The following is a 25,148-nucleotide window of genomic DNA, read 5'->3' on the forward strand; positions in this document are numbered from 1 at the left end:
GATGTTCATGCCGCTGCACCGCGCTGTTGCTAAAGCAGCGTGGCCAGCCACAGGCGGATGGGATTGCTCGGGTCCAGAAGCAGCTTTGTCGCCAGAGCCAGGCAGACGATCACCAGCAGCGGCTTGATGATTTTTGCGCCGTTCTTCATCGCCAGCCCCGCGCCGACCCGCGCGCCGATGAACTGGGCGACACCCATGCACAGGCCGACCTTCCAGTTGATGACGCCGAGAAAGGCGAAGGTGGCGAAGCCGCCGAGATTGGATGCGAGGTTGAGCAGCTTCGTGTGGGCCGTCGCCTTCAGCAGGCCGTAACCGGCCAGTGAGACAAAGCTGAGCATGAAGAACGAACCGGCGCCCGGTCCGAACACGCCGTCGTAAAATCCGATCAGCGGAACGATTGCGAGACCGAACAGGAACGGCGTCATCCGGTGGGCGCGGTCAATATCGCCCATGTTGGGCTTCAGGGCAAAATACAGCGCGATGGCGATCAGCAGGACCGGCAGGAAGGCGCGCAGGACGTCGCCGGGCAGAAAGCCGGCGAGGAGGGCGCCCGCCACCGCGCCGAGAAACGACATGAACGCCGACGGCAGCTGCTTCTTCAGGTTCACATGGCCTTTCTGGGCGTAGGCTATGGTTGCCGAGGTGGAGCCGAACAGCGATTGCAGCTTGTTGGTCCCCAGAGATTCCACCGGTGAGAGGCCGGCCAGAAGCAGGGCCGGAACGGTGATCAGGCCGCCGCCGCCGGCAATGGAATCGATGAAACCGGCGGCAAAGCCGGCGATGATCAGAAGCATGGGAATATTGTCGAAGAAGGCGGACATGGCGGGAGACTCTTTGGAGAACGTGCCGGACCATAGAGACAATTTCCGGTTTGGCGAGAACATTTCAATGCTGAGCCAATCCGCTTGTGCGAATCGCATTCTAGTGTGTTGTTTGCGCACTTGAATTCAGCCGCCGGGGCTGCGATCTATCGCGTGAACACAGTTTTGGGGGTACAATGAGCGAGAGCATCTTTGATCGCATCACCGCATTTCTCGGCACCAAGAGCGCCGTGCAGAAGGTTGCCGATGACCCGGTCCTGACGGCGGAGCTGCTGCTTCTGATGCATGTGGCGCTGGCTGACGGCAAGACCGAAAAGTCGGAATATGCGGCGATCCTGCGCATTGCCTCCAATGATTTTGGCATCGCGCCAGACGAATTCGGCGAAGTGGCCGACTATCTGAAGGATTTCGGTTACGAGACCTCCAGCGAGCAGGCGGCGCTGGCGTTTGCCGATGTGCCGTTCGAGCGCAAGGTCATGCTGCTGCGGCACCTGCTGACCATCGCCAATGCCGATGACGATCTTGATCCGAAGGAAGCCAATCTCATCCGCCGCACCGCCGATCTCCTGGGCGTGACGCCGGAAGAGCTTCACAAGCAGCATTGATGATTGAAGAACCGGGGAGCGCTGCCCGCTACACGCTGGGCCTTGGATGCGAGCGGGGATGCGATCCGGCGGAACTGCGTAGCCTCGCCGAATCTGTCCTGCATGCGGCCGCAGCAGAGCCTCGGGATCTCGCAGGCATCTATTCCCTCGATGCCCGCGCGGATGAACCGGCGATGGTTGCGCTTGCCGCGCTTTGGCAATTGCCTTTCCTGTGCTTCGATGCGGCAACACTGGAGCGCGAAACGCCCCGCCTTGCCAACCCCTCCCGACGCGTCTTCGAACTGACAGGCAGCCACGGCGTCGCGGAAGCGGCAGCGCTTGCCGCTGCGGGACCGGACGGTGCGCTGGTGATCGGCAAGACAAAATCCGCCCATGCAACGGCTGCATTGGCAAGAAAGAGATAGACAATGACGGTTCATTTTATTGGTGCCGGACCCGGCGCCCCCGATCTCATCACCGTGCGCGGCCTGAAACTGATCCAGTCCTGCCCGGTCTGCCTCTATGCGGGATCGCTGGTGCCGCCGGAAATGGTGGCCGAAGTGCCGGAGGACGCGCGGGTTGTCGATACCTCGTCGCTGACGCTGGACGAGATCATTGCCGAATTCGAATTGGCGCATGCGCAAGGCAAGGACGTGGCGCGGGTGCATTCCGGCGATCCCTCCATCTATGGCGCGGTGGCCGAGCAGATGCGCCGCCTCGATGCGCTTGGCATCGACTACGACGTGACGCCGGGCGTTCCGGCCTTTGCCGCTGCCGCTGCCGCGCTGAAAAAGGAACTGACGGTTCCCGAAGTGTGCCAGACCATCATTCTCACGCGCACCTCGATGAAGTCCTCGGCCATGCCGGAGGGCGAGGATCTCGTGACATTGGGTAAATCCGGCGCGACGCTTGTCATTCACCTCTCCATCCGCAATCTCCAGCGGATCGAGACCGATCTGACGCCGCTCTATGGCGCCGATTGCCCCGTCATCGTGGCCTACCGCGTCGGCTGGCCGGACGAGCAGTTCATTCATGGCACGCTGGCGGATATTGCCGGGAAAGTGCGGGAGTCGGGCCTGACGCGCTCGGCCATGATCTTTGTCGGCAAGGGCCTGTCGGCGGATGCATTCCGCGATTCCGCGCTTTATCACAAGGACCACAGCCATACCTTGCGGTCACGTCCGGAGTGAGCCCAGCGTTTCCTCGATAAACCGCAGAACGTCCGGTGTGTCGGGCAGGGTGTGACCGGCGGGGCGGTGCGGCCGCTCGATCATGATGACGGGAAGGCCAAGCTCACGCGCCGCGGCGATCTTGGCATAGGATGCGGCGCCGCCGGAGTTGCGGCACACGATGTGGGTGAGGCGTTTGCCGGTGAGAAACGCCGCTTCCTCCTCCTTTTTGCCCGGTTTGGACAGTTCCAGCTCGAAATCGAAGAGGTCCAGCGGCGTTTCCGGCGGATCGATCATGCGCACGACGAAGTGGATGTCGTGCCGTCTGGAGAACGGCGCGATGTGCTGGCGGCCGAGCGCCAGCAGCACCCGCGCCTTTGCAGGAATGGCGGCAACCGCTTCGTCGAGGCTTGCGACGCTGGTCCAGGCATCGCCGGGTTTGCGCTGCCAGTCCGGCCGCTCCAGCCGGACGAAGGGGACCTCCGTAGCATCCGCCGCCGCGCGCGCATTGTCCGATATCTGCGTGGCGAAGGGGTGGGTCGCATCGACGAGCAGGGCGATATCTTGGGCGCGCATATAGGCGGCAAGGCCGTCCGCGCCGCCAAAACCGCCGCTGCGCACCTCGCCGTCGATCCTGCCGGGATTGCTGGTGCGCCCCGCGAGCGATGAGATCGTGCGGTAGCCAAGGGCAACGAGCGCAGCGGCGAGTTTGACCGCTTCCGCCGTGCCGCCGAGGATGAGGACGGGACGGTTACAGGCGCGCAAGGATTGTTCCCTTGCGGTCCGTGACGATCATCTCCACCTCGACGGGCGCACCCTTGAGGGTGGCAAGCGCCACGGCTTTCGCTTTTTCCGCGATGGATTTCGGCAGGTCGATGCCGAGCCCTTGAGTCATTTCAAGCACTTCCTGCGCGGTGTTGGCATTCAGAATCCGCTCCCTCATGTTCTTGTCGAATCCAAGCTTTTCCGCTTCGTCGGCCAGAAATGCCATGCTGACCTGGCTGCGGGCGGAATGCAGGTCAAGCGCGCCCTGCGCCAGCTTGGTCAGCTTGGCAAAGCCGCCCGCGATGGTCAGCCTGTCGATGGGGTGGACCCGCAGATATTTGAGCAGGCCGCCGGCGAAATCGCCCATGTCGAGGAGCGCAATGTCCGGCAGATCGTAGATGGCCTGCGCCGCATCTTCCGAGGTCGAGCCTGTCGCCGCCAGCACATGGGTGAGCCCGGCGGCGCGCGATACGTCGATGCCGCGATGGATCGAGTGGATCCATGCGGCGCAGGAGAAGGGGTGGACGATGCCCGTGGTGCCGAGAATGGAGATGCCGCCGATGATGCCGAGGCGCGGGTTCCAGGTTTTCTTGGCCAGTTCCTCGCCTTCCGGCACGGAGATCGTCACGACAAGATCGGCGGGCAGGTCGTACTGGGCGCAGATTTCCGTGCAGATCGCGGTCATCATGGCGCGCGGGACGGGATTGATCGCGGCTTCACCCGGCGGGATCGGCAGGCCCGGCAGGGTGACCGTGCCAACGCCTTCGCCTGCGACAAACTGAATGCCGCTGCCGGGGGCCGCAGGATAGACCGTGGAGATGATGGTGGCGCCATGGGTAACGTCAGGGTCATCACCGGCATCCTTGACGATCCCGGCAATGGCATAGCCGTCGCCGATTGATTCGAGCGCCAGCGGAAAATGCGGGACCTCGCCCTTCGGTAGGATGATGGCGACCGGATCGGGAAACTCGCCCGTGATCAGGGCAATCAGCGCGGCCTTGGTTGCGGCGGTGGCGCAGGCGCCCGTGGTCCAGCCCCGGCGCAAAGGGGCAGGGCTGGCATCGTCTGGTTTTCGCAATCCGGCATCGGGTTCGTCGCTCATGCGCGTCTTATAGACCAGCTTGGGATAGAGTTGCATGATTTTTCCGATAAGTTCATGCTTGCGACGCGGAAAATTATGCTATGCGCGATGCAACAGATACGGGGAGCGCGATGAGCGCAGTGACGTCAAAATTGCCGAAGTTCGAAGCGGGCCATGTCTGGCTTGTCGGGGCCGGGCCGGGTGATCCTGGGCTCTTGACGCTGCATGCGGTCAATGCGCTCGAACAGGCGGATGCCATTGTCTATGACGCGCTGGTCAATGAGGAATGCCTTTCCTTTGCCCGTGCGGACGCGGAACTCGAATATGCCGGCAAGCGCGGCGGCAAGCCGTCGCCCCAGCAGCGCGATATCTCCTTGCGCCTGGTGGAACTGGCCAAGGCCGGCAAACGGGTGCTGCGCCTGAAGGGCGGTGATCCCTTCGTTTTCGGCCGGGGCGGCGAGGAAGCGCTGACACTGGTCGAACACGGCATTCCTTTCCGCATCGTGCCGGGAATCACCGCGGGTATTGGCGGGCTCGCCTATGCGGGCATTCCGGTGACCCACCGTGAGACCAACCAGAGCGTGACCTTCCTGACCGGACACGACGCGACGGGCCTCATTCCCGATACGATGGACTGGACGAGCATTGCCAAGGGTTCATCCGTCATCGTCATGTATATGGCGATGAAGCATATTGGTGTCATCGCCGCCAAATTGATGGCGGCGGGCCGCGCGAAGGACGAACCTATGGCCTTTGTCTGCAACGCCACGACGGGCGCGCAGACAGTGCTGGAGACGACATTGGAAAAGGCCGAGAATGCGGTGGAGCAGGCGGGACTGCGCCCGCCCGCCATCGTTGTCATCGGCGAGGTGGTGCGGCTGCGCAACGCGCTGGACTGGCTGGGGGCGCTCGACGGGCGCGTCCTGCAGGTCGACCCGCTGGGAACACGCCGCGAAAAGGATGCGGGATGAAGGGCTTTGTCATCGCCGCCCCGGCTTCGGGAAGCGGCAAGACCACGATCACCCTGGGTTTGCTGCGCGCGCTGCGCGACAGCGGCGTGAAGATTGCGCCCGCCAAGGCGGGGCCCGACTATATCGATCCGGCCTATCACAGCGTGGCCAGCGATGTGCCCTGCATCAATCTCGATCCCTGGGCCATGCGGCCGGACCTGATCAGCGCCCTGGCATCGCGTCATGCGGAAGGCGGCAAGACGCTGGTGGTCGAGGGCATGATGGGGCTTTTCGACGGCGCGCTGGATGGCAAGGGATCGGCGGCCGATCTTGCCGTGCGCCTGTCGCTGCCGGTCATTCTGGTGCTTGACTGCGCAAAACAGTCGCATTCGATTGCCGCCGTGGTCAGCGGTTTCCGGGATTTCCGCCGCACCTTGATGATTGCCGGGCTGGTGCTCAACCGCGTCGGCAGTGCCCGGCACGAGGCCATGCTGCGCGCCGCGCTGCAGCCGGTCGGCATTCCGGTTCTCGGCGCCATCGCGCGCGATCCGAGGCTGCATCTGCCGGAGCGCCATCTCGGGCTGGTGCAGGCGGGGGAACATTGCGAACTCGATGCGTTCATGGCCCATGCGGGCGCGGTCATGGGTGCGCAGATCGATCTTGCCGCGCTGCAGCAGATCGCCGGGCGTCTGGGCCCCGCCGCCTCCATGGCCAATATTGCGCGGGTGCCGCCGCTCGGCCAGCACATTGCGGTGGCGCGCGACAATGCCTTCGCCTTTTCCTATCTGCATCTGCTCGATGGCTGGCGGCGGCGCGGCGCGCAGATCAGCTTCTTTTCGCCGCTGAACGACGAAGCTCCGGCAGCGGACAGCGATGCGGTCTATCTGCCCGGCGGCTATCCCGAACTCTATGCGGCACAGTTGGCCGCCGCCGCCAATTTTACCGCCGGTATCCGCCAGGCGGCGCAGCGCGGCATCCCGGTCTATGGGGAATGCGGCGGCTACATGGTGCTGGGCGAAAGCATCGAGGATGCCGCCGGGAAAACCCATGGCATGCTCGGGCTGCTGCCGCTGCAGACCAGCTTTGCCGAGCGCCGGATGCATCTGGGCTACCGGCGGATCGAACCGCTGGCGGCCTCGCCGTTCCCGTTTCCCTTCACCGCGCATGAATTCCACTATGCCAGCATTGTGCGCGAAGGCGATGCCGCGCGGCTGTTTCGCGTCCGCGATGCGCTGGGCGGGGATCTTGGCGAGGCGGGTCTGCGGGTCGGCTCGGTGTCGGGGTCCTACATGCACATGATCGATATGGCCGGATGATGCAGATTGAGCATGGCGGCGCGCTTGATCGCGCCATGGACCGGTTTGGCGGTCGGCGCGAAGACTGGATCGACCTGTCCACCGGCATCAATCCGGAGGTTTTTCCGCTGCCGTCCATGCATCCGGATCTGTGGAACCGTTTACCCGATGAAAACCTGCTGGCTGCGGCGCTCGCGGCAGCCCGCGTCTATTACCGCACCTCGGCGGACGCGGGCATTGCCGCTGCGCCCGGCACGCAGGCGCTGATCCAGATCATGCCTGAACTGACGGATCGCGGCGAGGTGGCCATCGTCGGTCCGACCTATCAGGAACACCAGTCCTCGTTCGAGCGGGCTGGCTGGACGGTAACGCCGTGCGCTGACGTCTCCGCCATCCCGCATTCGGCCCGGGTCGCCGTCATCGTCAATCCCAACAATCCGGACGGCCGCATCGTTGCAAAGGACACGCTGCTGGCGCTTGCCGGGACCTTGCAGGCGCGCGGCGGTTTCCTGATCGTCGACGAAGCCTTTGCCGATCCGCATCCCGAAACAAGCATTGCCGCGCAGTGCGGGCGCGATGGCCTGATCGTGCTCAAATCCTTCGGCAAGTTTTTTGGCCTTGCCGGCCTGCGGCTGGGTTTTGCCCTGACCAGCCCGCTGCTTGCGGCGAAACTGACGCAGCGCATGGGGCCATGGGCTGTGTCCGGTCCGGCGCTGGCGATTGCCCGGCACGCCTTTACCGACACGTCGGCGCTCGGCGCCTTCAGCACCCGCCTGACCCGGCGGCGCACGCGTCTCTCCGCGGTTTTTTCCGGGGTGGGCCTGAAGGAAATCGCCGGTACCGATCTGTTCGCGCTGGTCGAGCACGGGCGCGCCCATGCCCTGTTCGAGGCCTTGTGCGCGCAGCATGTACTGGTGCGCAAATTCGCCTATGCGCCGCAGTGGTTGCGCTTTGGCCTGCCATTGGATGAGAATGACGCAGAGACATTCCGGCAGCGGGCCGTTATAGCAATGGACGCTGTGCGCAGCTGAGATTTTGAATCAACGGGATCGAATCATCCATGGAAATCAACCTTTTGATTCTGTTTCTTGCCCTCTTGGCGGACCGTTATGTCGGCGATCCCGACTGGTTGTGGCAGCGGGTGCCGCATCCCGTCGTGCTGTTCGGCAAGGCCATCAGCTTCATCGACAAGCGCTTCAACCGGTCTGGACATACAGACGAGGAAAAGCGCCGCAACGGTTTCCTCGCCATGCTTGCCTTGCTGCTTGCGGCGGCAGGTATCGGCGTGCTGATCCATTGGGCGCTGACGATGATCCCGCCGTTCGGTGGCCTGATCGAGGCGCTGATCGTCGCCATATTCCTGGTGCAGAAAAGCCTGGGCGAGCACGTCGCGCGGGTTGCCGACGCGCTGCGCAATGACGGGCTGGTGGGCGCGCGCCGCGCCGTGTCGATGATCGTCGGGCGCGATCCGCAGGTGCTCGACGAGGCGGCCATTTCACGCGCTGCGATTGAAAGTCTTGCAGAGAACACGTCAGACGGGATCATTGCCCCGGCCTTCTGGTTTGCGCTGCTCGGCCTGCCGGGGCTTCTCGCCTACAAGATGCTGAACACGGCGGATTCGATGATCGGCCATCTCAATGACCGGCATCGCGACTTTGGCCGGTTTGCCGCCAAGCTCGATGATGTCGCCAACTGGATTCCGGCCCGCCTGACCGGATTGCTGATCGCCGCGGCCGCATGGATCGTGCACGGCGGCAAGGCTGCCGCCCGCTCGTTCGACGTGATGATGCGCGATGCGCGGCTGCATCGCTCGCCCAATGCCGGCTGGCCCGAGGCGGCCATGGCCGGGGCCATCGATGTCGCGCTTGCCGGACCGCGCATCTATGGCGGCGTGGTTGCCAACGAGCCGATGCTCAACGGGTCAGGTCATCGCGATGCCGGTGCCGCGCACATCGATGCGGCGCTGCGCGTCTACAGCGTTGCAACTGCGCTTTTCATGGGCGTGTTGCTCGTTCTGTTTTTTCTTGGACTGTTTTAGCCCTGTTCGGTGATCCGGCGGGCAAGGGCCTTGTGCAGGTCGGGTGAGGCCCGGACCAGCGCCCGGCCGGCTTCCGACAGCGGCTGGCGCAGGATTTCCTCCGTCTTGCCGCGCTCGACGATCTTGCCCTCCGACATCACCATGACCGTATCGGTGATGGCCCGCGCCACGGCGAGATCGTGGGTGATGAACAGATAGGCGATGCCCAGCCGGTCGTTGAGGTCGGCAAAGAGATCGAGAATCTGCGCACGGATCGACACGTCGAGGGCGGACACCGGCTCGTCGGCGACGATGAGTTTCGGCTCGGTGATGATGGCGCGGGCGATGGCGAGCCGCTGGCGCTGGCCGCCTGAGAATTCGTGCGGATATTTGTCCTTGTCGGCGCGCGGGATGCCGACCCGCTCCAGCGCGCGGTGCACCCGGTCGCGCCGCTCGCCATCGGACAATTCGCGGTCGAGCAGATAGAGCGGCTCCGCGATCAGGCGCTCGGCCTTGTGGCGCGGATTGAAGGAACCGTAGGGGTCCTGGAACACAACCTGCATGTTGCGCCGCACCGGGCGCAGATCGTCCGGCGCCAGCTTGTCGATACGCCGCCCGGCGAAATGAATCTGGCCGTCCGTCGGATGGTCAAGGGCGAGCACCATGCGGGCGAGGGTGGACTTGCCGCAGCCCGACCGCCCGACAAGGGCCGTGGATTGCCCCGGCTTGATATCGAAGGTGACGTCGTCCACCGCCCGGAAATCCGGGTCGCGGCCAAACAGTCCCTTGCGGCGCCCCGGATAGGTGCGCGTGAGGTTGCGGATCGCCAATAACGGCCCATCCGGCGTGGTGTGCACGAGATGGTGCGGGGTGCGTTCCGGCACATGCATCGATGCCTGTGCCAGCTGGCGCGTATAGGGATGCGTCTGTTCGCTCAGGATTTGCGTGGTTTCGCCGGTGTCCATGACCTCGCCATGCCGCAGCACGGTGATCGAATGGGCCATGCCGGCGACCACGGCAAGGTCGTGGCTGATCAGCAGCAGGCCCATCCGTTCCTCGTCGACGAGGCTTTGCAGGAGGTCGAGAATCTGTGCCTGCAGGACGACATCGAGTGCGGTGGTGGGTTCGTCGGCAATCAGCAGGCGGGGTTTGAGCGCGCAGGCAATGGCAATCACCACGCGCTGGCGCTGGCCGCCGGACAGTTCATGCGGATAGCGGCTGAGCGGAAATTTTTCCGGGGGCAGGCCGACCCGGTCGAGGATGGCACGCGTCTGTTCCTCGGCGATGGCGCGGGTTGCGCCGGTGTGCAGCCTGATGCCTTCGGCTACCTGTTCGCCGATTGTCTTGACCGGGTTGAGGGCGGTCATCGGCTCCTGAAACACCATGCCGATCTCGTTGCCGCGCAGGCGGCACATCTCCGCTTCGCTGGCTGTGAGCAGATCCTTGCCGTCGAAGCGGATGTGGCCGCCGGTCCGCGCGCCGCCCGGCAAGAGCTTCATGATGCTCAGCGCCGTCATGGATTTGCCTGAACCGGATTCGCCGACAAGCGCGCGGATTTCGCCTGTCCTGACCGAAAGGTCGATGCCTTTCAGGGCCTCGAACGCACCGCTGCGCAGGGTCAGCTTGCTGATTTCAAGCAGGTTCATGACCGCTCCCGCCGCATTTTCGGGTCGAGAACATCGCGCAGGCCATCGCCCAGAAGATTGAGCCCGAGCACAGTGATGACGATGGCGAGGCCGGGATAGAGCGCCATGTGCGGTGCCATGCCGATCATGGTCTGTGCCTCGAACAGCATCCGCCCCCAGCTCGGCATGGGCGGCTGCGAGCCGAGGCCGACATAGGACAGGCCCGCTTCCGCCAGAATGCCGAGCGAGAACTGGATGGTGCCCTGCACCACAAGAATGTTCATCATGTTGGGCAGGATGTGCTCGACCGTGATGAGCAGGCTGCTTTTGCCCGCTGCCTTGGCGGCCAGAATATATTCGCGCGGCCACAGCGACAGCGCCGCGCCACGGGCGACGCGGGCGAAGACCGGAATGTTGAAGATGCCGATGGCGATGATGGCGTTGATCGCGCCGGGACCGAACACGGCCGTGATCATGACGGCGGAGAGGAGGGCCGGAAAGGCGAAGACGAGATCGTTGAAGCGCATCAGGGCTTCGTCGATGATGCCGCCGCGCGCCGCTGCCCACAGGCCGAGCGGCACGCCGATACCGGCACCGATGACGACCGACACAAAGGCAACGGCAATGGAATTGCGGCTGCCGACCATGATCATCGACAGGATATCGCGGCCGAAATGGTCAGTGCCGAGCCAATGGGCCGGGGATGGCGGTTTCAGCTTGCCGAGAATGTCGAAGGAACCGACGGCATAGGGTGTCCAGACGAAGGAGAGCGCCGCCATCAACCCCAGCAGGACGGTAATGATCAGGCCGATGACGAAGGACCGGTTGGAAAAGGCTTTCGAGATATTGGCCTGCCATTCTGTGGGCGCGCTCATGGGCGGCCCCGCAGGCGCGGATCGACCAGCGCATAGGAGAGATCAACCAGAAGATTGACCAGAATGACGGTAGCAACCAGCAGCATGACCACGCCCTCGACCACGATGAGATCGCGCTGGGTGATGGCCTGGAACACCAGGCGGCCCAATCCGGGCAGATAGAAGACATTTTCGATGATGATCGTACCCGCCAGCAGGAAGGCGAACTGCAGGCCGAGAATGGTCAGGACCGGGATCAGGGCGTTGCGCAGGGCATGCCGGTACAGCACCTTGCGGCGGGTGAGGCCCTTGGCGCGGGCCGTGCGGATATAGTCCTCGCCAAGCACGTCGAGCAGCGCGGAACGGGTGACGCGGGCAAGAATGGCAGCCTGCGGCAGGCCCAGCGCGATGGAGGGCAGGATCAGCGATTTGAACCCGGCCCAGATACCGGCATTCCAGCCGGGAAAGCCACCCGCCGGAACGAGGCGCAGGCTGACGGCGAAGACATAGACCAGCAGCAGCGCGAACCAGAAATTGGGAATGGCAACGCCGACCTGGGCAATCGCCATCGTGCCGCTGTCGGCCATTGTGCCGCGCCGTGACGCGGAAAACAGGCCGACGGGAATAGCAATGATTGTCGACAGGAACAGCGAGATGAGCGCCAGCGGCAGGGAAACGGCGACGCGTTCGGAGATGAGGTTCAGGACCGGAACCGAATAGGTATAGGACTTGCCGAAATCGCCGGTGAGGAGCCCGCCGATCCAGCTGAAATAGCGCACGAGCAGGGGCTGGTCGAGCCCCATCTGCTGCTGCAGGGCCCGCACGGCATCCTCGGTGGCGTTCATGCCAAGCATGAGCCGGGCCGGATCACCCGGCACGATTTCCAGCACGATGAACACGACGATGGAAGCGGCCAGCAGCGTCAGGATGCCGATCAGAATCCGCTTCGACACGTAGTTCAGCATGGGCTCTTTGACCCTGGATAGGGGTGCTCACCCCCCTCTGTCCTGCCGGACATCTCCCCCACAAGGGGGGAGATCACATCGGCACGCGCGCTTTCGCTGATATTGCAATGTCTCAGAACCATTCGAAACAGCTGTGAAAGCTGATCTCCCCCCTTGTGGGGGAGATGGGCGGCAGCCCAGAGGGGGGTGAAAGAACCATGCAGGGTTACTCGGCCCATTTCACGGCCGTCAGGTCATTGGCCGGAATGGGGCCGTTTTCCCACAGTCCTTCGACCTTGGCATCCCAGATGCCGGTTTTCGGCAGCTGGAAGAGAAAGGCGACCGGCGCATCGGCGGCGAGAATTTTCTGCGCCTGCTGGTAGAGTTGCGTGCGTTTGGCCGTATCGGAGGTCGCCTCGATCTGCTTGATCACCTCGCGGAAGGCCGGGCTGGTGTAGTTGAAATAATAATTGTCGCGGGCAAAAATGTTGAGATCGTTCGGCTCGGTGTGCGACACGATGGTCATGTCGTAATCCCGGCCCTTGAACACCTGCTCCAGCCACTGCGCCCATTCCACCGGAATGATCTCGGCTTCAACGCCGATTTCACGCAATTCGGCGGCAATGATCTCGCCGCCGCGCCGGGCATAGACAGGAGGCGGCAGTTTCAGCGTGGTTTTGAAACCGTTGGGATGACCGGCCTCCGCCAGCAGTTTCTTCGACAGTGCGGGATCATAGGCGGACTCGGCGGTCAGGTCGATATAGGCGGGGTGGTGCGGCGGAAAAAACGAGCCGATGGGTGTTCCCAGGCCGAACATGGCGCCGTCGATCAGGGTCTTGCGGTCGATGGCGTGGCCGATGGCCTGCCTGACCTTGAGATTGTCGAAGGGCGGCTTCTGGTTGTTCATGCCAAGGACGGTCTCACCTTCCGTGGTGCCGATGACCACCTTGAAGCGCGGATCGGCCTGAAACTGCGGTACGGCCTCATAGCTCGGAAAGACGGGAAACGCCTGTACGTCACCGGCAAGCAGCGCGGCCGTTGCCGCGGCCGGATCGGGGATGATGCGGAACGTCGCCTTATCAAGGGCAACCGGCGTGCCCCAATAGGCCGGATTTCTGGAGATGACGATCTGTGAGCCCTTGGCCCAGGTATCAAACTTGAAAGGCCCGGTGCCGATGGGCTTTTCCTTGTTGGTGTCGGCGCTTTCCGGCGCGACGATGACTGCGGCGGCCCAGCCCATATTGTAGAGGAAATCGCCATTGGGCTGCTTGAGCGTGACCTTGACGGTCAGCGGATCGACAACCTCCACCGTATCGATGGCGGCAAAGAGCGGCTTTTGCGGATTGACGGATTTGTCGTCCCGCGCCCGGTCGAGCGAGAATTTGACATCCTGCGCGTCAAAGGCCGTGCCGTCGTGGAATTTCACGTCCTTATGCAGCTTGAAGGTGTAGACCTTGCCGTCTTCCGACACGGTCCAGCTCTCGGCAAGGGCGGGCAGAACCTCGCCCTTGGCATTGATGCGCGTCAGCCCCTCGAACACATTGGCGTAGACGACTTCGCCAATCGCAGTGGCCGCACCGGCCGTCGGATCGAGATGCGGCGGCTCCAGCACGACGCCCAGCACGAGATCGGTTTTGGCGGCAAGGGATGCGGTGGCGGAAAGCAGGACAAGCGCGCTGGCCGCAAGGGCCGACTTCCAGAATGTGTTCACTCAACTCTCCCCAAATCTTTGCGGTAAACCCCATGCAGATCAGCATATTTTTATTGGTCTAGATAGAACCGGATAGCAGAACTTTCAGGCCGAGCGCCATGACCTTTGCCGATTCGACCATGTCTTCGATGCCCACATATTCGTCAGGCCGGTGGGCGAGGTCGAGAATCCCCGGCCCATAGGCGATGCAGTCATGCAGCAGGCCGATGCGGGCAATGTGCTTCTGGTCATAGGTGCCGGGCGAAATGACATATTCCGGCTCCTTGCCGAAGACGTCGCGGATGCCCTGTGCAACGGCGGTGACCACGGGTGCATCGCGCTCGGTCATCAGCGGCTGCACCTCCATGATGTCGCGGATGTTGTAGTGGAATTTCGGCCGTTCCCATTGCAGCCGGTCGAGGATCGACGTCACCTCGCGCTTGACCTCGGCGATGTCCTCTTCGAGCAGGAAGCGCCGGTCGATGGTCAGGCGGCAGGAATCCGGCACATTGGGCGAGGGCAGGCCGGAATAATCATCGGTCTGGCCGCCATGGATCGAATTGATGTTCATGGTCGAGCGTTTGGCGCCGTCCGGCACCACGGGCATGCGGGTCTGCTTGCGGTCGAGCGCCGGAAACAGCTCCTTTTCGAAGGCGTCGAGCACCGCGCCCATGTGGCGCACGGCGCAATCGCCGAGAAACGGCATGGAGCCATGGGCAATCTCGCCCTTGGTCTCGATCTCGGCCCACCAGACGCCGCGATGGCCAAGGCAGATGCGGTCCTTGTTCAGCGGTTCGGGAATGATGACGTGGTCGACGCGCGGTTTTGAGAAAAAACCCTTGCTGGCGAGATAGGCGACGCCGCCGAAACCGCCGGATTCCTCGTCCACTGTGCCGGAAATCTCGATCGAGCCGGCAAAGTCGGGATAGACTTCAAGAAAGGCTTCGGCGGCGATGATCGACGCGGCGAGCCCGCCCTTCATGTCGCAGGCGCCGCGCCCATAGACCTTGCCGTCCCTGACGACGCCCTCGAACGGGTCGACCGTCCAGCCTTCGCCCGCATCGACCACGTCGATATGCGAATTGAAATGCACGGTCTGGCCATGCGTGCGGCCGTCAAAGCGTGCGACGATATTGGTGCGCGGGTAGCGGTCAGTGTCGCCTGGCGTGCCTTCGCCGCGAATCAGCTGGGTCTCGAAACCGCTCTTCTTCAACCGTTGCGCGATAAATTCGGCACAGGGCGTGTAGGCTTCGCCGGGCGGATTGACCGTGGGAAAGCGTATGAGATCACGGGTCAGCGCGACAAGATCGTCACGGCGTTTTTCAATGGCACGGGAGAGCTTTTCATCCATTGGTATATCAAATCAGCCTTGGCGACGATTTGGCAAGTAGCAACTTGTTGCAATCGCGAATGACGTTTTCCCTGTGCAATGTCACCAGAGGAACGAATTTGACATCAAGCACATCAGGCGAATGTCAAATTCAAAGTTCCTCTAGAAACATATGCTTGCTGATGGTCCTTTGATTCTGACATTTGCCTGAGTAGCTGGTATCAAAGTCGTGCAAATGTCAGAATCGGACCATCAGTGTGTTTGGTAGATTGGAATTGTTCTTATAAAACAGGGATTCTGTGACAAGCGAGGCAATCACCCCATGCAAACCGAACCGTACATTGCCCTGTCGGCGCCGGTGGGTGACACAATTGCCAAGACAACCTGCTACATGTGCGCCTGCCGCTGCGGCATCAATGTGCATCTGAAGGACGGCAAGGTCCGTTATATCGAAGGCAACCGCGATCACCCGATCAACAAGGGCGTGCTGTGCGCCAAGGGTTCGGCCGGAATCATGCAGCATTATTCGCCCGCACGGTTGCGGGCGCCGCTGTTGCGCACCGGCCCGCGCGGCTCGGGCGAATTCAAGGAAATCAGCTGGGAAGAGGCGCTGTCGCTTGCCGTCGACTGGCTGCAGCCGGTGCGTGAGAGCGCGCCGCAGAAGCTGGCGTTCTTTACCGGCCGCGACCAGTCGCAGGCCCTGACCAGCTTCTGGGCGCAGAATTTCGGCACGCCCAATTACGCCGCCCATGGCGGCTTCTGTTCGGTCAACATGGCGGCGGCGGGCATCTACACGATCGGCGGTGCCTTCTGGGAATTCGGTGCGCCCGACTGGGACAAGACCAAACTGTTCGTGCTGTTCGGTGTGGCCGAGGATCATGATTCCAACCCGATCAAGATGGGCATTTCCAAGCTCAAGCAGAACGGGGCGCGGTTCGTCTCGGTCAATCCGGTGCGCACGGGCTATTCCGCCGTTGCCGATAACTGGATCGGGATCAGGCCCGGCACTGACGGGCTGCTGATCCTTGCGATCATCCATGAACTGTTCCGCAACGGCCAGATCGATCTCGATTATCTCCAGCGCTACACCAATGCGCCGTGGCTGGTGATCGACGACGAGGGCAAGGAGGATCACGGCCTGTTCCTGCGTGATGATCTCGGCAAGGCGCTGGTGCGTGATCGCAAAACCGGTGCACTGGTGCGTTTTGACGAGCCCGGACATATCGCTGATCTCAACGCCGATTTCACTACGGATGCAGGCCGCAGGGTGCGCAGCGTCCTGCGGCTGATGGCGGAAAAATATCTCGATGCGCAATACGCGCCCGATGCCGTCGCGGCTGAAACCGGCGTACCGGCAGCCACCATCAAAGGGCTGGCGGCGGAAATCGCGCGGGTGGCGTTCGAAGAGGAGATCATCCTCGAGCAGCCGTGGACCGACATGAAGGGTGAGCAGCACGAGGTCATGATCGGCCGCCCCGTGACCTTCCATGCCATGCGCGGTATCTCGGCCCATTCCAACGGCTTTCAGTCGGCGCGGGCGCTGCATGTGCTGCAGACCATCATCGGTTCCATCGATTGCCCCGGCGGTTATCGCTACAAGCCGCCCTATCCGAAACCGGCCACCGCGCATCCGCGCCCGCACGGACGGGCGGAGCATGTGACACCAGGCAAGCCGCTCGCCGGGCCGCATCTCGGCTATCCACTCGGGCCGGAAGACCTGCTGGTCGATGCGGATGGCAAGCCGCAGCGCATCGACAAGGCTTTTTCGTGGGAAGCGCCGCTGTCCGCCCACGGCATGATGCATATGGTGATCGCCAATGCCCATGCGGGCGATCCCTATCCGGTGGACGTGCTGTTCCTCTACATGGCGAACATGGCGTGGAACTCGTCGATGAACACGCGCGGCACCATCAAGATGCTGGAAGCGCGCGACGAGGCGACCGGCGAATACAAGATTCCAAAAATCATCTATTCCGATGCCTATTCCTCGGAAATGGTCGCCTATGCCGATCTGGTGCTGCCCGACACCACCTATCTGGAACGCCACGATTGCATCTCGCTGCTCGACCGGCCGATTTCCGAACCGGAAGCTGCCTGCGATGCCATCCGCTGGCCGGTGCTGGAGCCGGACCGCAATGTGCGCGGTTTCCAGTCGGTGCTGATCGATCTGGGTGCGCGGCTGAAATTGCCGGGTTTCGTCGATGCACAGGGCGGGGCGCTGTACAAGGATTACGCCGACTACATCGTCAATCACCAGCGCAAGCCGGGCATTGGGCCGCTGTCGGGTTGGCGCGATACGGATGGAGCCGGCGAGGGGCGCGGTGCGCCGAACCCGGACCAGCTGAAAAACTATATCGATAACGGTGCCTTCTGGATGAAGCATATCCCGGAGGAGGCGTTGTATTTCAAGCATCACAATGCCGCCTACCAGCAATTCGCCATCGATACCGGTTTCTTCGATACGCCGCAGCCGGTGACGATCCAGCTCTATGTGGAGACGCTGCAAAAATTCCGGCTGTCGGCGCTGGGCGTCCGCCAGCCGGTCGCACCAGAACAATACCGGCAGCGGCTGCTCGAATGTTTCGATCCGCTGCCCCTGTGGTACCGGCCGTTCGAGGAACAGGGTGTCGATACCGGGGCTTTTCCGTACCATGCGATCACGCAGCGCCCCATGGCGATGTATCATTCCTGGGGCTCGCAGAATGCCTGGCTGCGGCAGATCCACACGAAGAACCCGCTCTATGTGCCCGGCGGCATTTGCGATGAGCTGGGGCTCAAGGATGGTGACTGGGTCTGGGTGACGTCGCATCACGGCCGCATCAAGTGCGAGATCGCGCGCACCGATGCGGTGAACGACAGGACCATGTGGACCTGGAACGCCATCGGCAAGCGCAGCGGCGCCTGGGCGCTTGATAAAAATGCACCGGAGGCGACCAAGGGCTTTCTGCTCAACCATCTCATCCATGAACTGCTGCCGCCGAAAGCCGATGGCATGCGCTGGTCGAATTCCGATCCGATCACCGGGCAGGCAGCCTGGTACGATTTGCGCGTGCGCATCGAGAAGGCGGAGGCGGGGGACGCGGTGAGCGAGCCGCATTTCAGCACCTTGCATCGGCCCGGCAGCCAGCCGGAACCGGTGGACCAGCTACGCTACGGACAGGAGTGGACGGCATGACCAGTCTGCCGCAAACCCGCAGTGCCAAAAAACTTGGCCTTGTCATCGATCTCGATGTCTGTGTCGGCTGCCATGCTTGCGTCATCAGTTGCAAGGAGTGGAACACCGGCGCCTATGGCAATGCGCTGTCGGATCAGCACCCCTATGGCGACGATGTTTCCGGCACTTTTCTCAACCGCATTCATAGTTTTGAGGTGGTGCCTGAAGGCGGACAGGTGATCGGCGAGGCGGGCGAGGCGCGGGTGGTGCATTTTCCGAAATCCTGCCTGCATTGCGAGGATGCACCCTGTGTCACCGTCTGTCCGACCGGCGCGTCCTACAAGCGCGCCGGGGATGGCATCGTGCTAGTCGACGAGGACAAGTGCATCGGCTGCGGCCTGTGCGCGTGGTCCTGTGCCTACGGGGCACGCGAAATGGACCTGGCGGCGGGCGTGATGAAGAAATGCACGCTGTGCGTCGACCGCATCTACAATGAAACCCTGCAGCAGGAGGACCGGGTGCCGTCCTGCGTGCGCACATGCCCGGCCAATGCCCGCCACTACGGCGATCTCGGTGATCCCGCGTCCCATGTGTCAGTCATGGTGGCGGAACGGGGCGGTTTTGACCTGATGCCGGAGCAGGAGACGCGGCCGACCAACAAATATCTGCCGCCGCGCGCCCGCACATCGCTGGCCAGCGCCGCGCCGATGATTCCACTTGCTGAAAACACCGAAGGCGCACGCGGCTTCTTTGCCTGGCTCGACAAAACGCTGGACCGGATTTGAACATGCATTTGTTTTTTGACACCCCCCTCTGGGCTACCGCCCATCTCCCCCACAAGGGGGGAGATCAGCCTACATTGCCGCTCCCGCGAAATTTGAAACCTTGCATGTTGAGTGCATACATTGATGCCGATGTGATCTCCCCCCTTGTGGGGGAGATGTCCGGCAGGACAGAGGGGGGTGAATATTCATCCCCGAGGATGCACTGAATGCATCCGGCCTATTCGATCATTATCTTCACCACGCTGTCGGGGCTTGGCTATGGCCTTGCCGTCATGCTGGGGCTGGGGTTTCTCGACCCATCAGCTCCAACCACCAAAATCGCCTATCTCGCGGCCCTCGCGCTGATCAGCACCGGGCTGCTGGCATCGCTTCTGCATCTCGGCAACCCGCAGCGGGCGTGGCGGGCGCTGAGCCAATGGCGGTCAAGCTGGCTGTCGCGCGAAGGCGTGATGGCGATTGCCACCTTCGTGCCGCTGACGTCGAACGCTGCTCTCTGTCTCTTCATGAACCGGCAGGATGGCATTCTCGGCCTGATCACCGTGCTCGGCGCGCTGGTGACCGTCTATTGCACCTCGATGATCTATGCCTCGCTGAAAACCGTGGATTCCTGGCATACGCGGCTGACACCGCTCTGCTTCTTGCTGTTTTCCCTTGCTGGCGGGGCACTGCTGGCCCCCCTTTTTTCTGGAGCGAACGGACTGCCGCTGCAGCTTCTGGCGCTGCTGCTTCTGCTTCTGGCGCTTGCCGCAAAAATGGTCTGGCGCAAGCGGGCAAGGACGCTGGTTCCGCTGTCAACACCGGAAAGCGCCACCGGACTAGGCAGTATCGGTAAAGTGCGGCTGCTCGAACGCCCGCATGCGCTGGACAATTATCTCACCCGGGAAATGGGATTTCGCGTTGCGCGCAAACACGCTGAAAAACTCTGGGTCATCGCCTTTGCCAGCGGCATTGTGCTGCCGGTTCTGGCGCTGCTGGCGGCGATGGTTGTCGGCGGTGTGCTCGGCCTGTGCCTGACGGCCCTTGCCGTTCTCACCCATCTCCTCGGCCTGTTCGTCGAGCGCTGGCTGTTTTTCGCCGAGGCGAAACACGCGGTGATGAATTACTACTGATGCTGCCCGCTCAGGCGTTCCAGCGCTTGTGGAACCACATCCATTGGCCGGGATATTCCCGCACCCAGGTTTCGACCTTGTCATTGACCAGCTGAACCGTCCGGGCGATATCGACCGCGCCGGTTTCATCGCGCGGCAGCTCCATCTTTTCTTCCAGCTCCAGCCGGAAACGGCCGCCGGGCAGGCGGACGCAGCGCGCCGGGTAGACATCGCAATCATACTGCCGTGCCAGCTTGGCCAGAAGCGGATTGGTCTTGCAGGGGCGGTTGAAGAAGGTCGAGGCTATGCCACGGTGGAATTTCTGGTCGACCAGCATGCCGACATTGCCATTGGTGTTGAGAACGCTGGCCAGCGACCATGCGGCACCGGCCTTGGACGGCACGAGATGGCCCATATTGGTGCGGCGCGCGCTTAGGATTTTCTTCGCGACATAGGGATTGTTCGGCGGGCGGAACAGCGCGGTGACATTGAGATCGAACGTCGCGGCGCAGATCGGCAATAGCTCGAAATTGCCGGTATGGGCAGTGAAGAAGATATGCGGGCGGTCGCTCTCGTCGCGGATGCGCTCAAAGATTTCGCGGCCCTGCACCTCGATCAGACCCGGCGTGTCGCTGTGCGGGTCATAATCGAAGATTGCATCGAGAAAGACATACTCCGCGGTGAGGCGGGCCATGCTGCTCCACATGTCGCGGGCGATGAGCTGCAGCTCTTCTTCCGGTTTTTCCGGATAGGCCAGGCGCAGATTGGTCATGGCGACACGATGACGCCCCATCAGCGGGCCTATGCGGCGTGCCGAGGCATCGATGAAATTGGTTGCCGCCTTCGCCGGCAGCAGCCGCAGGAGGAACAGCACGCCGAAAATCGCATGCGCCGACAGCCAGTAGTTGAATGTCTTCAGCTTCTGGCCCCAGCGGAACAGGGCAAGTTTGAATTTCAGATTCATGCGCGGCTCAGTTGACGCGCAGGATGATCTTGCCGAAGACGTCCCGGCCTTCCATCCGCTTCAATGCCGTATCGATATCATCGAAACCGACTTCCGTGTCGATGACCGGATGGACAAGGCCGCGCGCCATCTTCTGCATGGCATCGGCCATGTTTTCCATGCGGCAGCCGAAGGAGCCGAGCAGCTTCAGCTGCTGCTGGAACAGCATCATCAGGTTCATGCTGGTGGAAACGCCCGAGGTCGAACCGCAGGTGACAAGGCGCCCGCCGCGCCGCAGCGACAGCATGGACCCGGCCCAGGTATCGGCACCGACATGCTCGAAGACGACATCAACGCCCTTCTTCTTGGTCAGCTTGCGCACGACGCCTTCAAAGCGGTCTTCGCGGTAGTTGATGACATGATCGGCGCCAAGTGCCTTGGCCCTTTCGATCTTTTCGTCCGAGCCGACGGTGGTGATGACCGTGCAGCCGATTTTTTTGGCGAGCTGGATCGCCGCCGAACCGATGCCGGAACCGCCCGCATGCACGAGGATGGTCTCGCCGGGCTCCAACTTGGCGTTGTCGAACAGCATATGTTCGACCGTGCCGAAGGTGACGGGCGCAACGGCAGCACCGATCTCGTCGACACCGGGAGGGGCGGGAACCAGCAGGCGGGCCTTGAGGTTCACCTTTTCCTGGGCAAAACCATCGAGATGGAAGCCGTGCACGCCGGAGACATGCTCGCAGAGATTGTCACGGCCTTCGCGGCAGGGACGGCACAGTCCGCAGGTCTGCGCGCCATAGATCGACACGAGCTGGCCGGGCAAAAGATTGGCAACGCCGGGACCGATGGCATCGACCACGCCGGATGCTTCGGCGCCGATGGTGAGCGGCATCTTGCGCTTGGCGAAAGCCATGCCGCGCCAGCCCCAGACGTCGATATGGTTGAGCGCGACAGCCCTGATATTGACCGTTACTTCACCGGGACCGGGCGGGGGCGGGGGTGCAATGTCGACAATCTCGAGCTTGCGGTCTTCAATCAGCTGTAATGCGCGCATATCCGTTTTCCTAATTCAGGCCCCGGATTAGTGCGGTTCTGCCGTCATGACAAGACACGTATTTTGCCCGCCGAAGCCAAAAGAGCTGGAAAGCACGGCGGAGACGCTGGCTTCGCGCTTCACATTGGGCACCACATCGAGAACGATAGCGGGATCCGGATTGTCGTAGTTGATCGTCGGCGGGATGGTACCCGTCCCGATGGTCAGCATCGAGAACACGGCTTCAATCGCACCGGCAGCCGTTAGCGTATGACCGATCATCGATTTGTTGGACGAGAGCGGCAGCGTGGAAATGCGCTCGCCGAAGACGGTCGAGAGCGCGAGATATTCCATCTTGTCGTTCTCGGGCGTCGAGGTGCCATGCGCATTGATGTAGTCGATCGCATCTTCCTTGATGCCCGCATCGTCAAGCGCGGCGCGCACCGCACCGATGGCGGGCGAGCCATCGGGCTTGGACCGGGTGCGGTGGAAATCATCGGCCTTTTCGCCGCAGCCGCGCATGATGCCGAGAATGTTGGCGCCGCGCGCAATGGCTGATTCCAGCGATTCCATGACCAGCGCGCCGGAGCCTTCGGCCATGACAAAACCGTCGCGATCCTTCGAGAAGGGCTTTGCCGCCTTGTGGGCCGGATTGTTCTGGGTGGACAGCGCCGACAGCAGGGAAAAGCGCACCAGCGCTTCGGCGGAGACCGAACCGTCCGTGCCGATGGACAGGACACGGTCGCTTTCGCCGCGCCGGATGGCCTCGACGCCGAGCTGAATGGCGGTGGCACCCGATGCACAGGCGGTCGACAGCGTGATCGGCAGGCCGCGCGTGCCGAACGTGTCGGCAAGGCGCTCGGCGATGTAGCCGAATTCGGTCGTGTGGAACATGGCTTCCTGCGTTCCGCGGCGGCAGGCGGCGAGAAGCAGGTCATAGCCCGGCTCGCCCTCGCTCTTCACCAATGCGTCGAGCGCGAAGCGGTTGCGCCATTCGAGTTCCACCGGCGGAGCGGCGAGGAACAGCGGTCCGCCGAAATTCTCCGTGTCGAAACCGGCCTGCGCAATGGCTTCCTCAGCGGCAAGCGAGGCCAGTTTTTCCGACAGAGCCGACGCGCCTTCGTCGCTTTCCTTGAGGAAATCCACGGTACCGGCGATCTGCGTGCGCAGATTGTCGAGGGCAAAACGGGTGATCGTGTGAATGCCTGATGTGCCCGATGTCAGCGCGGCCCAGTTATCTTCCTTGCCCTGTCCGAGCGAGGAGACGACGCCAAGACCGGTGACGGCAACGAGCGGGCGGCCAAGATGGTCAGTGTATTTGGACATGTGCCAGTCTCTCAAACTTTGACGAGGCGAGCGACGCCTTCGCCCCGGGTTGCGCCGATGGAAGTCGCCAGTGCCGTGTCGAGACCGCCTGAGGCGGCCTTTTCATTCGCCGCATCGATGGGCGGGAACACCGCGCCATGAAACAGGCTGAGGGCAGCGAGGCCGACGGCGAGCGGGAACTGTGCTTCGCGCAGATGGCCGATCCTGCCGGCAACGCCGCGCACAGCGGCCGAGGCGAACACATCGAGCGCTGCCTTTTCCGTTGCTGTGATGCCGTGCGCGCCGGTTGCGCCGGATACAATCAGCCCGGCGGGCCTGTCGGCGCTGGCGGCACCAACCAGCTTGGCAATGGTTTCCTTCAGGTCTTCGCGCTTGCGGCGGATCTGCGCGCTGTAGATGCCATCGATGGCCGCATAGACGCGGGCGCCGCGCTTGGCCGCATGCTCGGCGCTTTCCAGAACGAGGAATGCGCCGCCGGAACCGGTGACGATGCCGCCGCCAGACGTGCCTTCACGCTGCCAGAGCGGTGCCCAGCCGTCGGCCTTCAGCATGCCGTTGAGTTCGTAGCCGAGCAGCATGTCGGGATGTTCGGAATTATAGGAGCCGCCGACAAGCGCATGCGTGCTCTGGCCGGAGCGGATGCGCGCCGCAGCCGTATCGAGCGCGGAAATGCCGGCGCCTTCTTCGCCCATGAATGTGCGCGAGGAGCCGGTCACTTTGTGAACGATTGAAATATTGCCGGCGAGCAGGTTGGACAATTGCGCCAGGAACAGCGTCGGACGCAGTTCCGTCGTCAACTTCTCGTTGAGCATGGTGCCGAGATCGTTGCGCACGCGCGCTTCGGCAAGAATCTGGGTGTCGACGGTGACATCGCGTTCGCCGCCGCCGGCGGCAACAACCATGTCCATGGTCGAGCAAAGGGCATCGTCGTCCTTGATGCCCGCGTCCTGCAGGGCGAGGCCGGCAGCATAGGTTCCCAGGCGCTGCCAGGTCTCCATCTGACGCTGATCGCCGCGCTTCGGGATCTGGTTGTTCCAGTCGACCTCACCGAGCGGGTGAACCGTATAGGGCTTGAACGTCTCGCTATCGATACGCGGACCGGCGGAACCGTTCAGTGCCTGCCAATGGGCATCGGCGCCTTCACCCAGGGATGAAATCAGTCCGATGCCAGTGATAACGACGGTGTTGTTCTGCATTGTCTCGCAACACCGCTTATACGGTGCACCCGGTTAGGTGGATGGGATCAGTCTAGTGGAACGAAAATGTCAGAATCGGACCACTGGAATGGATATCCGGAAATCAGGCCTTCTTGGCGGCGACGAGTTCGTCGATCTTGGCGCACAGATTCTTCAACACGAAATATTCCTCGGTCGGAACCTTGCCGTCATTGACTTCCTGCGTCCACTGCTCGAGCGGGATCTTGATACCGAAGGCCTTGTCGATGGCAAAAACGATGTCGAGGAAGTCAAGGCTATCGATGCCGAGATCGTCAATCGTGTGGCTTTCCGGCGTGATGGAATCGCGGTCGATTTCACTGGTTTCAGCGATGATATCGGCGACCTTGTCAAATGTTGAGGTCAATTCAGTTTCCTTTTGCTTCCGGTGCCCCCGGAAGGGCACTGATGTCTGATGACGCGGTATCTAGCGTTTTTCATGGCCAAGGGAAAGACCGAATTGCCCTGTCCCTTGTT

Annotated in this window: 23 protein-coding genes; 10 read left to right on the forward strand and 13 right to left on the reverse strand. The window is 62.5% G+C overall.

The features are described 5' to 3' along the window. Positions 1–29: 29 nt before the first annotated feature. Complete coding sequence (locus tag C5750_RS02720; RefSeq protein WP_105732313.1) at positions 30–821, reverse strand: TSUP family transporter; 792 nt, start codon at positions 819–821, stop codon at positions 30–32. Positions 822–997: 176 nt separating this feature from the next. On the opposite strand from C5750_RS02720, the gene C5750_RS02725 reads away from it, so the two are divergent. From C5750_RS02725 to cobM, 3 genes are read left to right on the forward strand one after another with little or no spacing between them, the layout of a single operon-like run. Next, entirely contained in the window at positions 998–1,426 is a 429-nt protein-coding gene (locus C5750_RS02725) for a tellurite resistance TerB family protein (RefSeq protein ID WP_105732314.1), read from the forward strand. Further along, a complete protein-coding gene (locus C5750_RS02730; protein WP_105732315.1) occupies positions 1,426–1,830 on the forward strand; it encodes a cobalamin biosynthesis protein in 405 nt (134 codons plus the stop codon). The genes C5750_RS02725 and C5750_RS02730 overlap by 1 nt, the downstream gene beginning before the upstream one ends. 3 nt (positions 1,831–1,833) lie before the next feature. Continuing rightward, positions 1,834–2,595 (forward strand): precorrin-4 C(11)-methyltransferase, encoded by a 762-nt coding sequence (gene cobM / locus C5750_RS02735; RefSeq protein WP_105732316.1) that lies wholly within the window; start codon positions 1,834–1,836, stop codon positions 2,593–2,595. Here the strand turns inward: cobM and C5750_RS02740 are convergent. Together C5750_RS02740 and C5750_RS02745 are read right to left on the reverse strand one after the other, a co-directional pair. Further along, on the reverse strand, positions 2,581–3,339 hold the full coding sequence (locus C5750_RS02740) for a cobalt-precorrin-6A reductase (RefSeq protein WP_105732317.1): 759 nt from the start codon (positions 3,337–3,339) through the stop codon (positions 2,581–2,583). The two genes, cobM and C5750_RS02740, sit on opposite strands and share 15 nt — an antisense overlap. Further along, positions 3,326–4,441, reverse strand: coding sequence for a cobalt-precorrin-5B (C(1))-methyltransferase (locus tag C5750_RS02745; RefSeq protein ID WP_105733079.1), 1,116 nt, complete (start codon positions 4,439–4,441; stop codon positions 3,326–3,328). The genes C5750_RS02740 and C5750_RS02745 overlap by 14 nt, the downstream gene beginning before the upstream one ends. A gap of 110 nt (positions 4,442–4,551) precedes the next feature. On the opposite strand from C5750_RS02745, the gene cobA reads away from it, so the two are divergent. From cobA to cbiB, 4 genes are read left to right on the forward strand one after another with little or no spacing between them, the layout of a single operon-like run. Continuing rightward, positions 4,552–5,391, forward strand: coding sequence for a uroporphyrinogen-III C-methyltransferase (gene cobA / locus C5750_RS02750; RefSeq protein WP_105733080.1), 840 nt, complete (start codon positions 4,552–4,554; stop codon positions 5,389–5,391). Further along, entirely contained in the window at positions 5,388–6,686 is a 1,299-nt protein-coding gene (locus tag C5750_RS02755; protein ID WP_105732318.1) for a cobyrinic acid a,c-diamide synthase CobB, read from the forward strand. The genes cobA and C5750_RS02755 overlap by 4 nt, the downstream gene beginning before the upstream one ends. Then, the gene (gene cobD / locus C5750_RS02760) at positions 6,686–7,696 is read left to right on the forward strand and encodes a threonine-phosphate decarboxylase CobD (RefSeq protein ID WP_105733081.1); all 1,011 of its coding nucleotides are present in this window, start codon (positions 6,686–6,688) and stop codon (positions 7,694–7,696) included. Before C5750_RS02755 ends, cobD begins: the two co-directional genes overlap by 1 nt. A gap of 29 nt (positions 7,697–7,725) precedes the next feature. Further along, positions 7,726–8,703 carry an adenosylcobinamide-phosphate synthase CbiB gene (cbiB, locus tag C5750_RS02765; protein WP_105732319.1) on the forward strand — a complete coding sequence of 326 codons (978 nt, stop codon included), beginning with the start codon at positions 7,726–7,728 and terminating at the stop codon, positions 8,701–8,703. Here the strand turns inward: cbiB and C5750_RS02770 are convergent. From C5750_RS02770 to C5750_RS02795, 5 genes are all read right to left on the reverse strand, one after another. After that, positions 8,700–10,328, reverse strand: coding sequence for an ABC transporter ATP-binding protein (locus C5750_RS02770; RefSeq protein WP_105732320.1), 1,629 nt, complete (start codon positions 10,326–10,328; stop codon positions 8,700–8,702). The genes cbiB and C5750_RS02770 overlap by 4 nt on opposite strands. Beyond that, entirely contained in the window at positions 10,325–11,182 is an 858-nt protein-coding gene (locus C5750_RS02775; RefSeq protein ID WP_105732321.1) for an ABC transporter permease, read from the reverse strand. Before C5750_RS02775 ends, C5750_RS02770 begins: the two co-directional genes overlap by 4 nt. Next, positions 11,179–12,126, reverse strand: a complete 948-nt coding sequence (locus C5750_RS02780) for an ABC transporter permease (RefSeq protein ID WP_105732322.1) — start codon at positions 12,124–12,126, stop codon at positions 11,179–11,181. Before C5750_RS02780 ends, C5750_RS02775 begins: the two co-directional genes overlap by 4 nt. Positions 12,127–12,331: 205 nt before the next feature. Next, positions 12,332–13,816 (reverse strand): ABC transporter substrate-binding protein, encoded by a 1,485-nt coding sequence (locus C5750_RS02790; protein ID WP_105732324.1) that lies wholly within the window; start codon positions 13,814–13,816, stop codon positions 12,332–12,334. 58 nt (positions 13,817–13,874) lie between these two features. Further along, on the reverse strand, positions 13,875–15,146 hold the full coding sequence (locus C5750_RS02795; RefSeq protein ID WP_105732325.1) for an acetylornithine deacetylase/succinyl-diaminopimelate desuccinylase family protein: 1,272 nt from the start codon (positions 15,144–15,146) through the stop codon (positions 13,875–13,877). 301 nt (positions 15,147–15,447) lie between these two features. On the opposite strand from C5750_RS02795, the gene C5750_RS02800 reads away from it, so the two are divergent. The 3 genes from C5750_RS02800 to C5750_RS02815 all read left to right on the forward strand — a co-directional run bounded on the left by C5750_RS02800 (position 15,448) and on the right by C5750_RS02815 (position 20,173). Continuing rightward, positions 15,448–18,300, forward strand: a complete 2,853-nt coding sequence (locus tag C5750_RS02800) for a molybdopterin oxidoreductase family protein (protein WP_105732326.1) — start codon at positions 15,448–15,450, stop codon at positions 18,298–18,300. Next, positions 18,297–19,064, forward strand: a complete 768-nt coding sequence (locus C5750_RS02805; protein WP_105732327.1) for a 4Fe-4S dicluster domain-containing protein — start codon at positions 18,297–18,299, stop codon at positions 19,062–19,064. The genes C5750_RS02800 and C5750_RS02805 overlap by 4 nt, the downstream gene beginning before the upstream one ends. A 206-nt stretch (positions 19,065–19,270) precedes the next feature. Continuing rightward, a complete protein-coding gene (locus C5750_RS02815; protein ID WP_105732328.1) occupies positions 19,271–20,173 on the forward strand; it encodes a dimethyl sulfoxide reductase anchor subunit family protein in 903 nt (300 codons plus the stop codon). A gap of 10 nt (positions 20,174–20,183) precedes the next feature. Here C5750_RS02815 and C5750_RS02820 read toward each other — a convergent pair whose 3' ends face one another. From C5750_RS02820 to C5750_RS02840, 5 genes are all read right to left on the reverse strand, one after another. Further along, entirely contained in the window at positions 20,184–21,116 is a 933-nt protein-coding gene (locus C5750_RS02820; protein WP_105732329.1) for a lipid A biosynthesis lauroyl acyltransferase, read from the reverse strand. 7 nt (positions 21,117–21,123) lie between these two features. Beyond that, a complete protein-coding gene (locus C5750_RS02825) occupies positions 21,124–22,152 on the reverse strand; it encodes a zinc-binding dehydrogenase (protein WP_105732330.1) in 1,029 nt (342 codons plus the stop codon). Positions 22,153–22,179: 27 nt separating this feature from the next. Next, complete coding sequence (locus C5750_RS02830) at positions 22,180–23,457, reverse strand: beta-ketoacyl-ACP synthase (protein WP_105732331.1); 1,278 nt, start codon at positions 23,455–23,457, stop codon at positions 22,180–22,182. Positions 23,458–23,468: 11 nt separating this feature from the next. Then, complete coding sequence (locus tag C5750_RS02835) at positions 23,469–24,653, reverse strand: beta-ketoacyl-ACP synthase (protein ID WP_105732332.1); 1,185 nt, start codon at positions 24,651–24,653, stop codon at positions 23,469–23,471. Between the two features lie 103 nt (positions 24,654–24,756). Next, on the reverse strand, positions 24,757–25,038 hold the full coding sequence (locus C5750_RS02840) for an acyl carrier protein (protein ID WP_105732333.1): 282 nt from the start codon (positions 25,036–25,038) through the stop codon (positions 24,757–24,759). Positions 25,039–25,148: the final 110 nt, after the last annotated feature.

Origin of the sequence: Phyllobacterium myrsinacearum (genome assembly GCF_002980555.1) — a bacterium.
GTDB classification, from domain to species: Bacteria; Pseudomonadota; Alphaproteobacteria; order Rhizobiales; family Rhizobiaceae; genus Phyllobacterium; species Phyllobacterium myrsinacearum.

What these genes read in the sequence shown, in the direction of transcription:
- C5750_RS02720 (WP_105732313.1), bottom strand. Translation starts at nt 821, where the DNA reads ATGTCCGCCTTCTTCGACAATATTCCCATGCTTCTGATCATCGCCGGC.
- C5750_RS02725 (WP_105732314.1), top strand. Translation starts at nt 998, where the DNA reads ATGAGCGAGAGCATCTTTGATCGCATCACCGCATTTCTCGGCACCAAG.
- C5750_RS02730 (WP_105732315.1), top strand. Translation starts at nt 1,426, where the DNA reads ATGATTGAAGAACCGGGGAGCGCTGCCCGCTACACGCTGGGCCTTGGA.
- cobM (WP_105732316.1), top strand. Translation starts at nt 1,834, where the DNA reads ATGACGGTTCATTTTATTGGTGCCGGACCCGGCGCCCCCGATCTCATC.
- C5750_RS02745 (WP_105733079.1), bottom strand. Translation starts at nt 4,441, where the DNA reads ATGAGCGACGAACCCGATGCCGGATTGCGAAAACCAGACGATGCCAGC.
- cobA (WP_105733080.1), top strand. Translation starts at nt 4,552, where the DNA reads ATGAGCGCAGTGACGTCAAAATTGCCGAAGTTCGAAGCGGGCCATGTC.
- C5750_RS02755 (WP_105732318.1), top strand. Translation starts at nt 5,388, where the DNA reads ATGAAGGGCTTTGTCATCGCCGCCCCGGCTTCGGGAAGCGGCAAGACC.
- cobD (WP_105733081.1), top strand. Translation starts at nt 6,686, where the DNA reads ATGCAGATTGAGCATGGCGGCGCGCTTGATCGCGCCATGGACCGGTTT.
- cbiB (WP_105732319.1), top strand. Translation starts at nt 7,726, where the DNA reads ATGGAAATCAACCTTTTGATTCTGTTTCTTGCCCTCTTGGCGGACCGT.
- C5750_RS02770 (WP_105732320.1), bottom strand. Translation starts at nt 10,328, where the DNA reads ATGAACCTGCTTGAAATCAGCAAGCTGACCCTGCGCAGCGGTGCGTTC.
- C5750_RS02775 (WP_105732321.1), bottom strand. Translation starts at nt 11,182, where the DNA reads ATGAGCGCGCCCACAGAATGGCAGGCCAATATCTCGAAAGCCTTTTCC.
- C5750_RS02780 (WP_105732322.1), bottom strand. Translation starts at nt 12,126, where the DNA reads ATGCTGAACTACGTGTCGAAGCGGATTCTGATCGGCATCCTGACGCTG.
- C5750_RS02795 (WP_105732325.1), bottom strand. Translation starts at nt 15,146, where the DNA reads ATGGATGAAAAGCTCTCCCGTGCCATTGAAAAACGCCGTGACGATCTT.
- C5750_RS02800 (WP_105732326.1), top strand. Translation starts at nt 15,448, where the DNA reads ATGCAAACCGAACCGTACATTGCCCTGTCGGCGCCGGTGGGTGACACA.
- C5750_RS02805 (WP_105732327.1), top strand. Translation starts at nt 18,297, where the DNA reads ATGACCAGTCTGCCGCAAACCCGCAGTGCCAAAAAACTTGGCCTTGTC.
- C5750_RS02815 (WP_105732328.1), top strand. Translation starts at nt 19,271, where the DNA reads ATGCATCCGGCCTATTCGATCATTATCTTCACCACGCTGTCGGGGCTT.
- C5750_RS02820 (WP_105732329.1), bottom strand. Translation starts at nt 21,116, where the DNA reads ATGAATCTGAAATTCAAACTTGCCCTGTTCCGCTGGGGCCAGAAGCTG.
- C5750_RS02825 (WP_105732330.1), bottom strand. Translation starts at nt 22,152, where the DNA reads ATGCGCGCATTACAGCTGATTGAAGACCGCAAGCTCGAGATTGTCGAC.
- C5750_RS02830 (WP_105732331.1), bottom strand. Translation starts at nt 23,457, where the DNA reads ATGTCCAAATACACTGACCATCTTGGCCGCCCGCTCGTTGCCGTCACC.
- C5750_RS02835 (WP_105732332.1), bottom strand. Translation starts at nt 24,653, where the DNA reads ATGCAGAACAACACCGTCGTTATCACTGGCATCGGACTGATTTCATCC.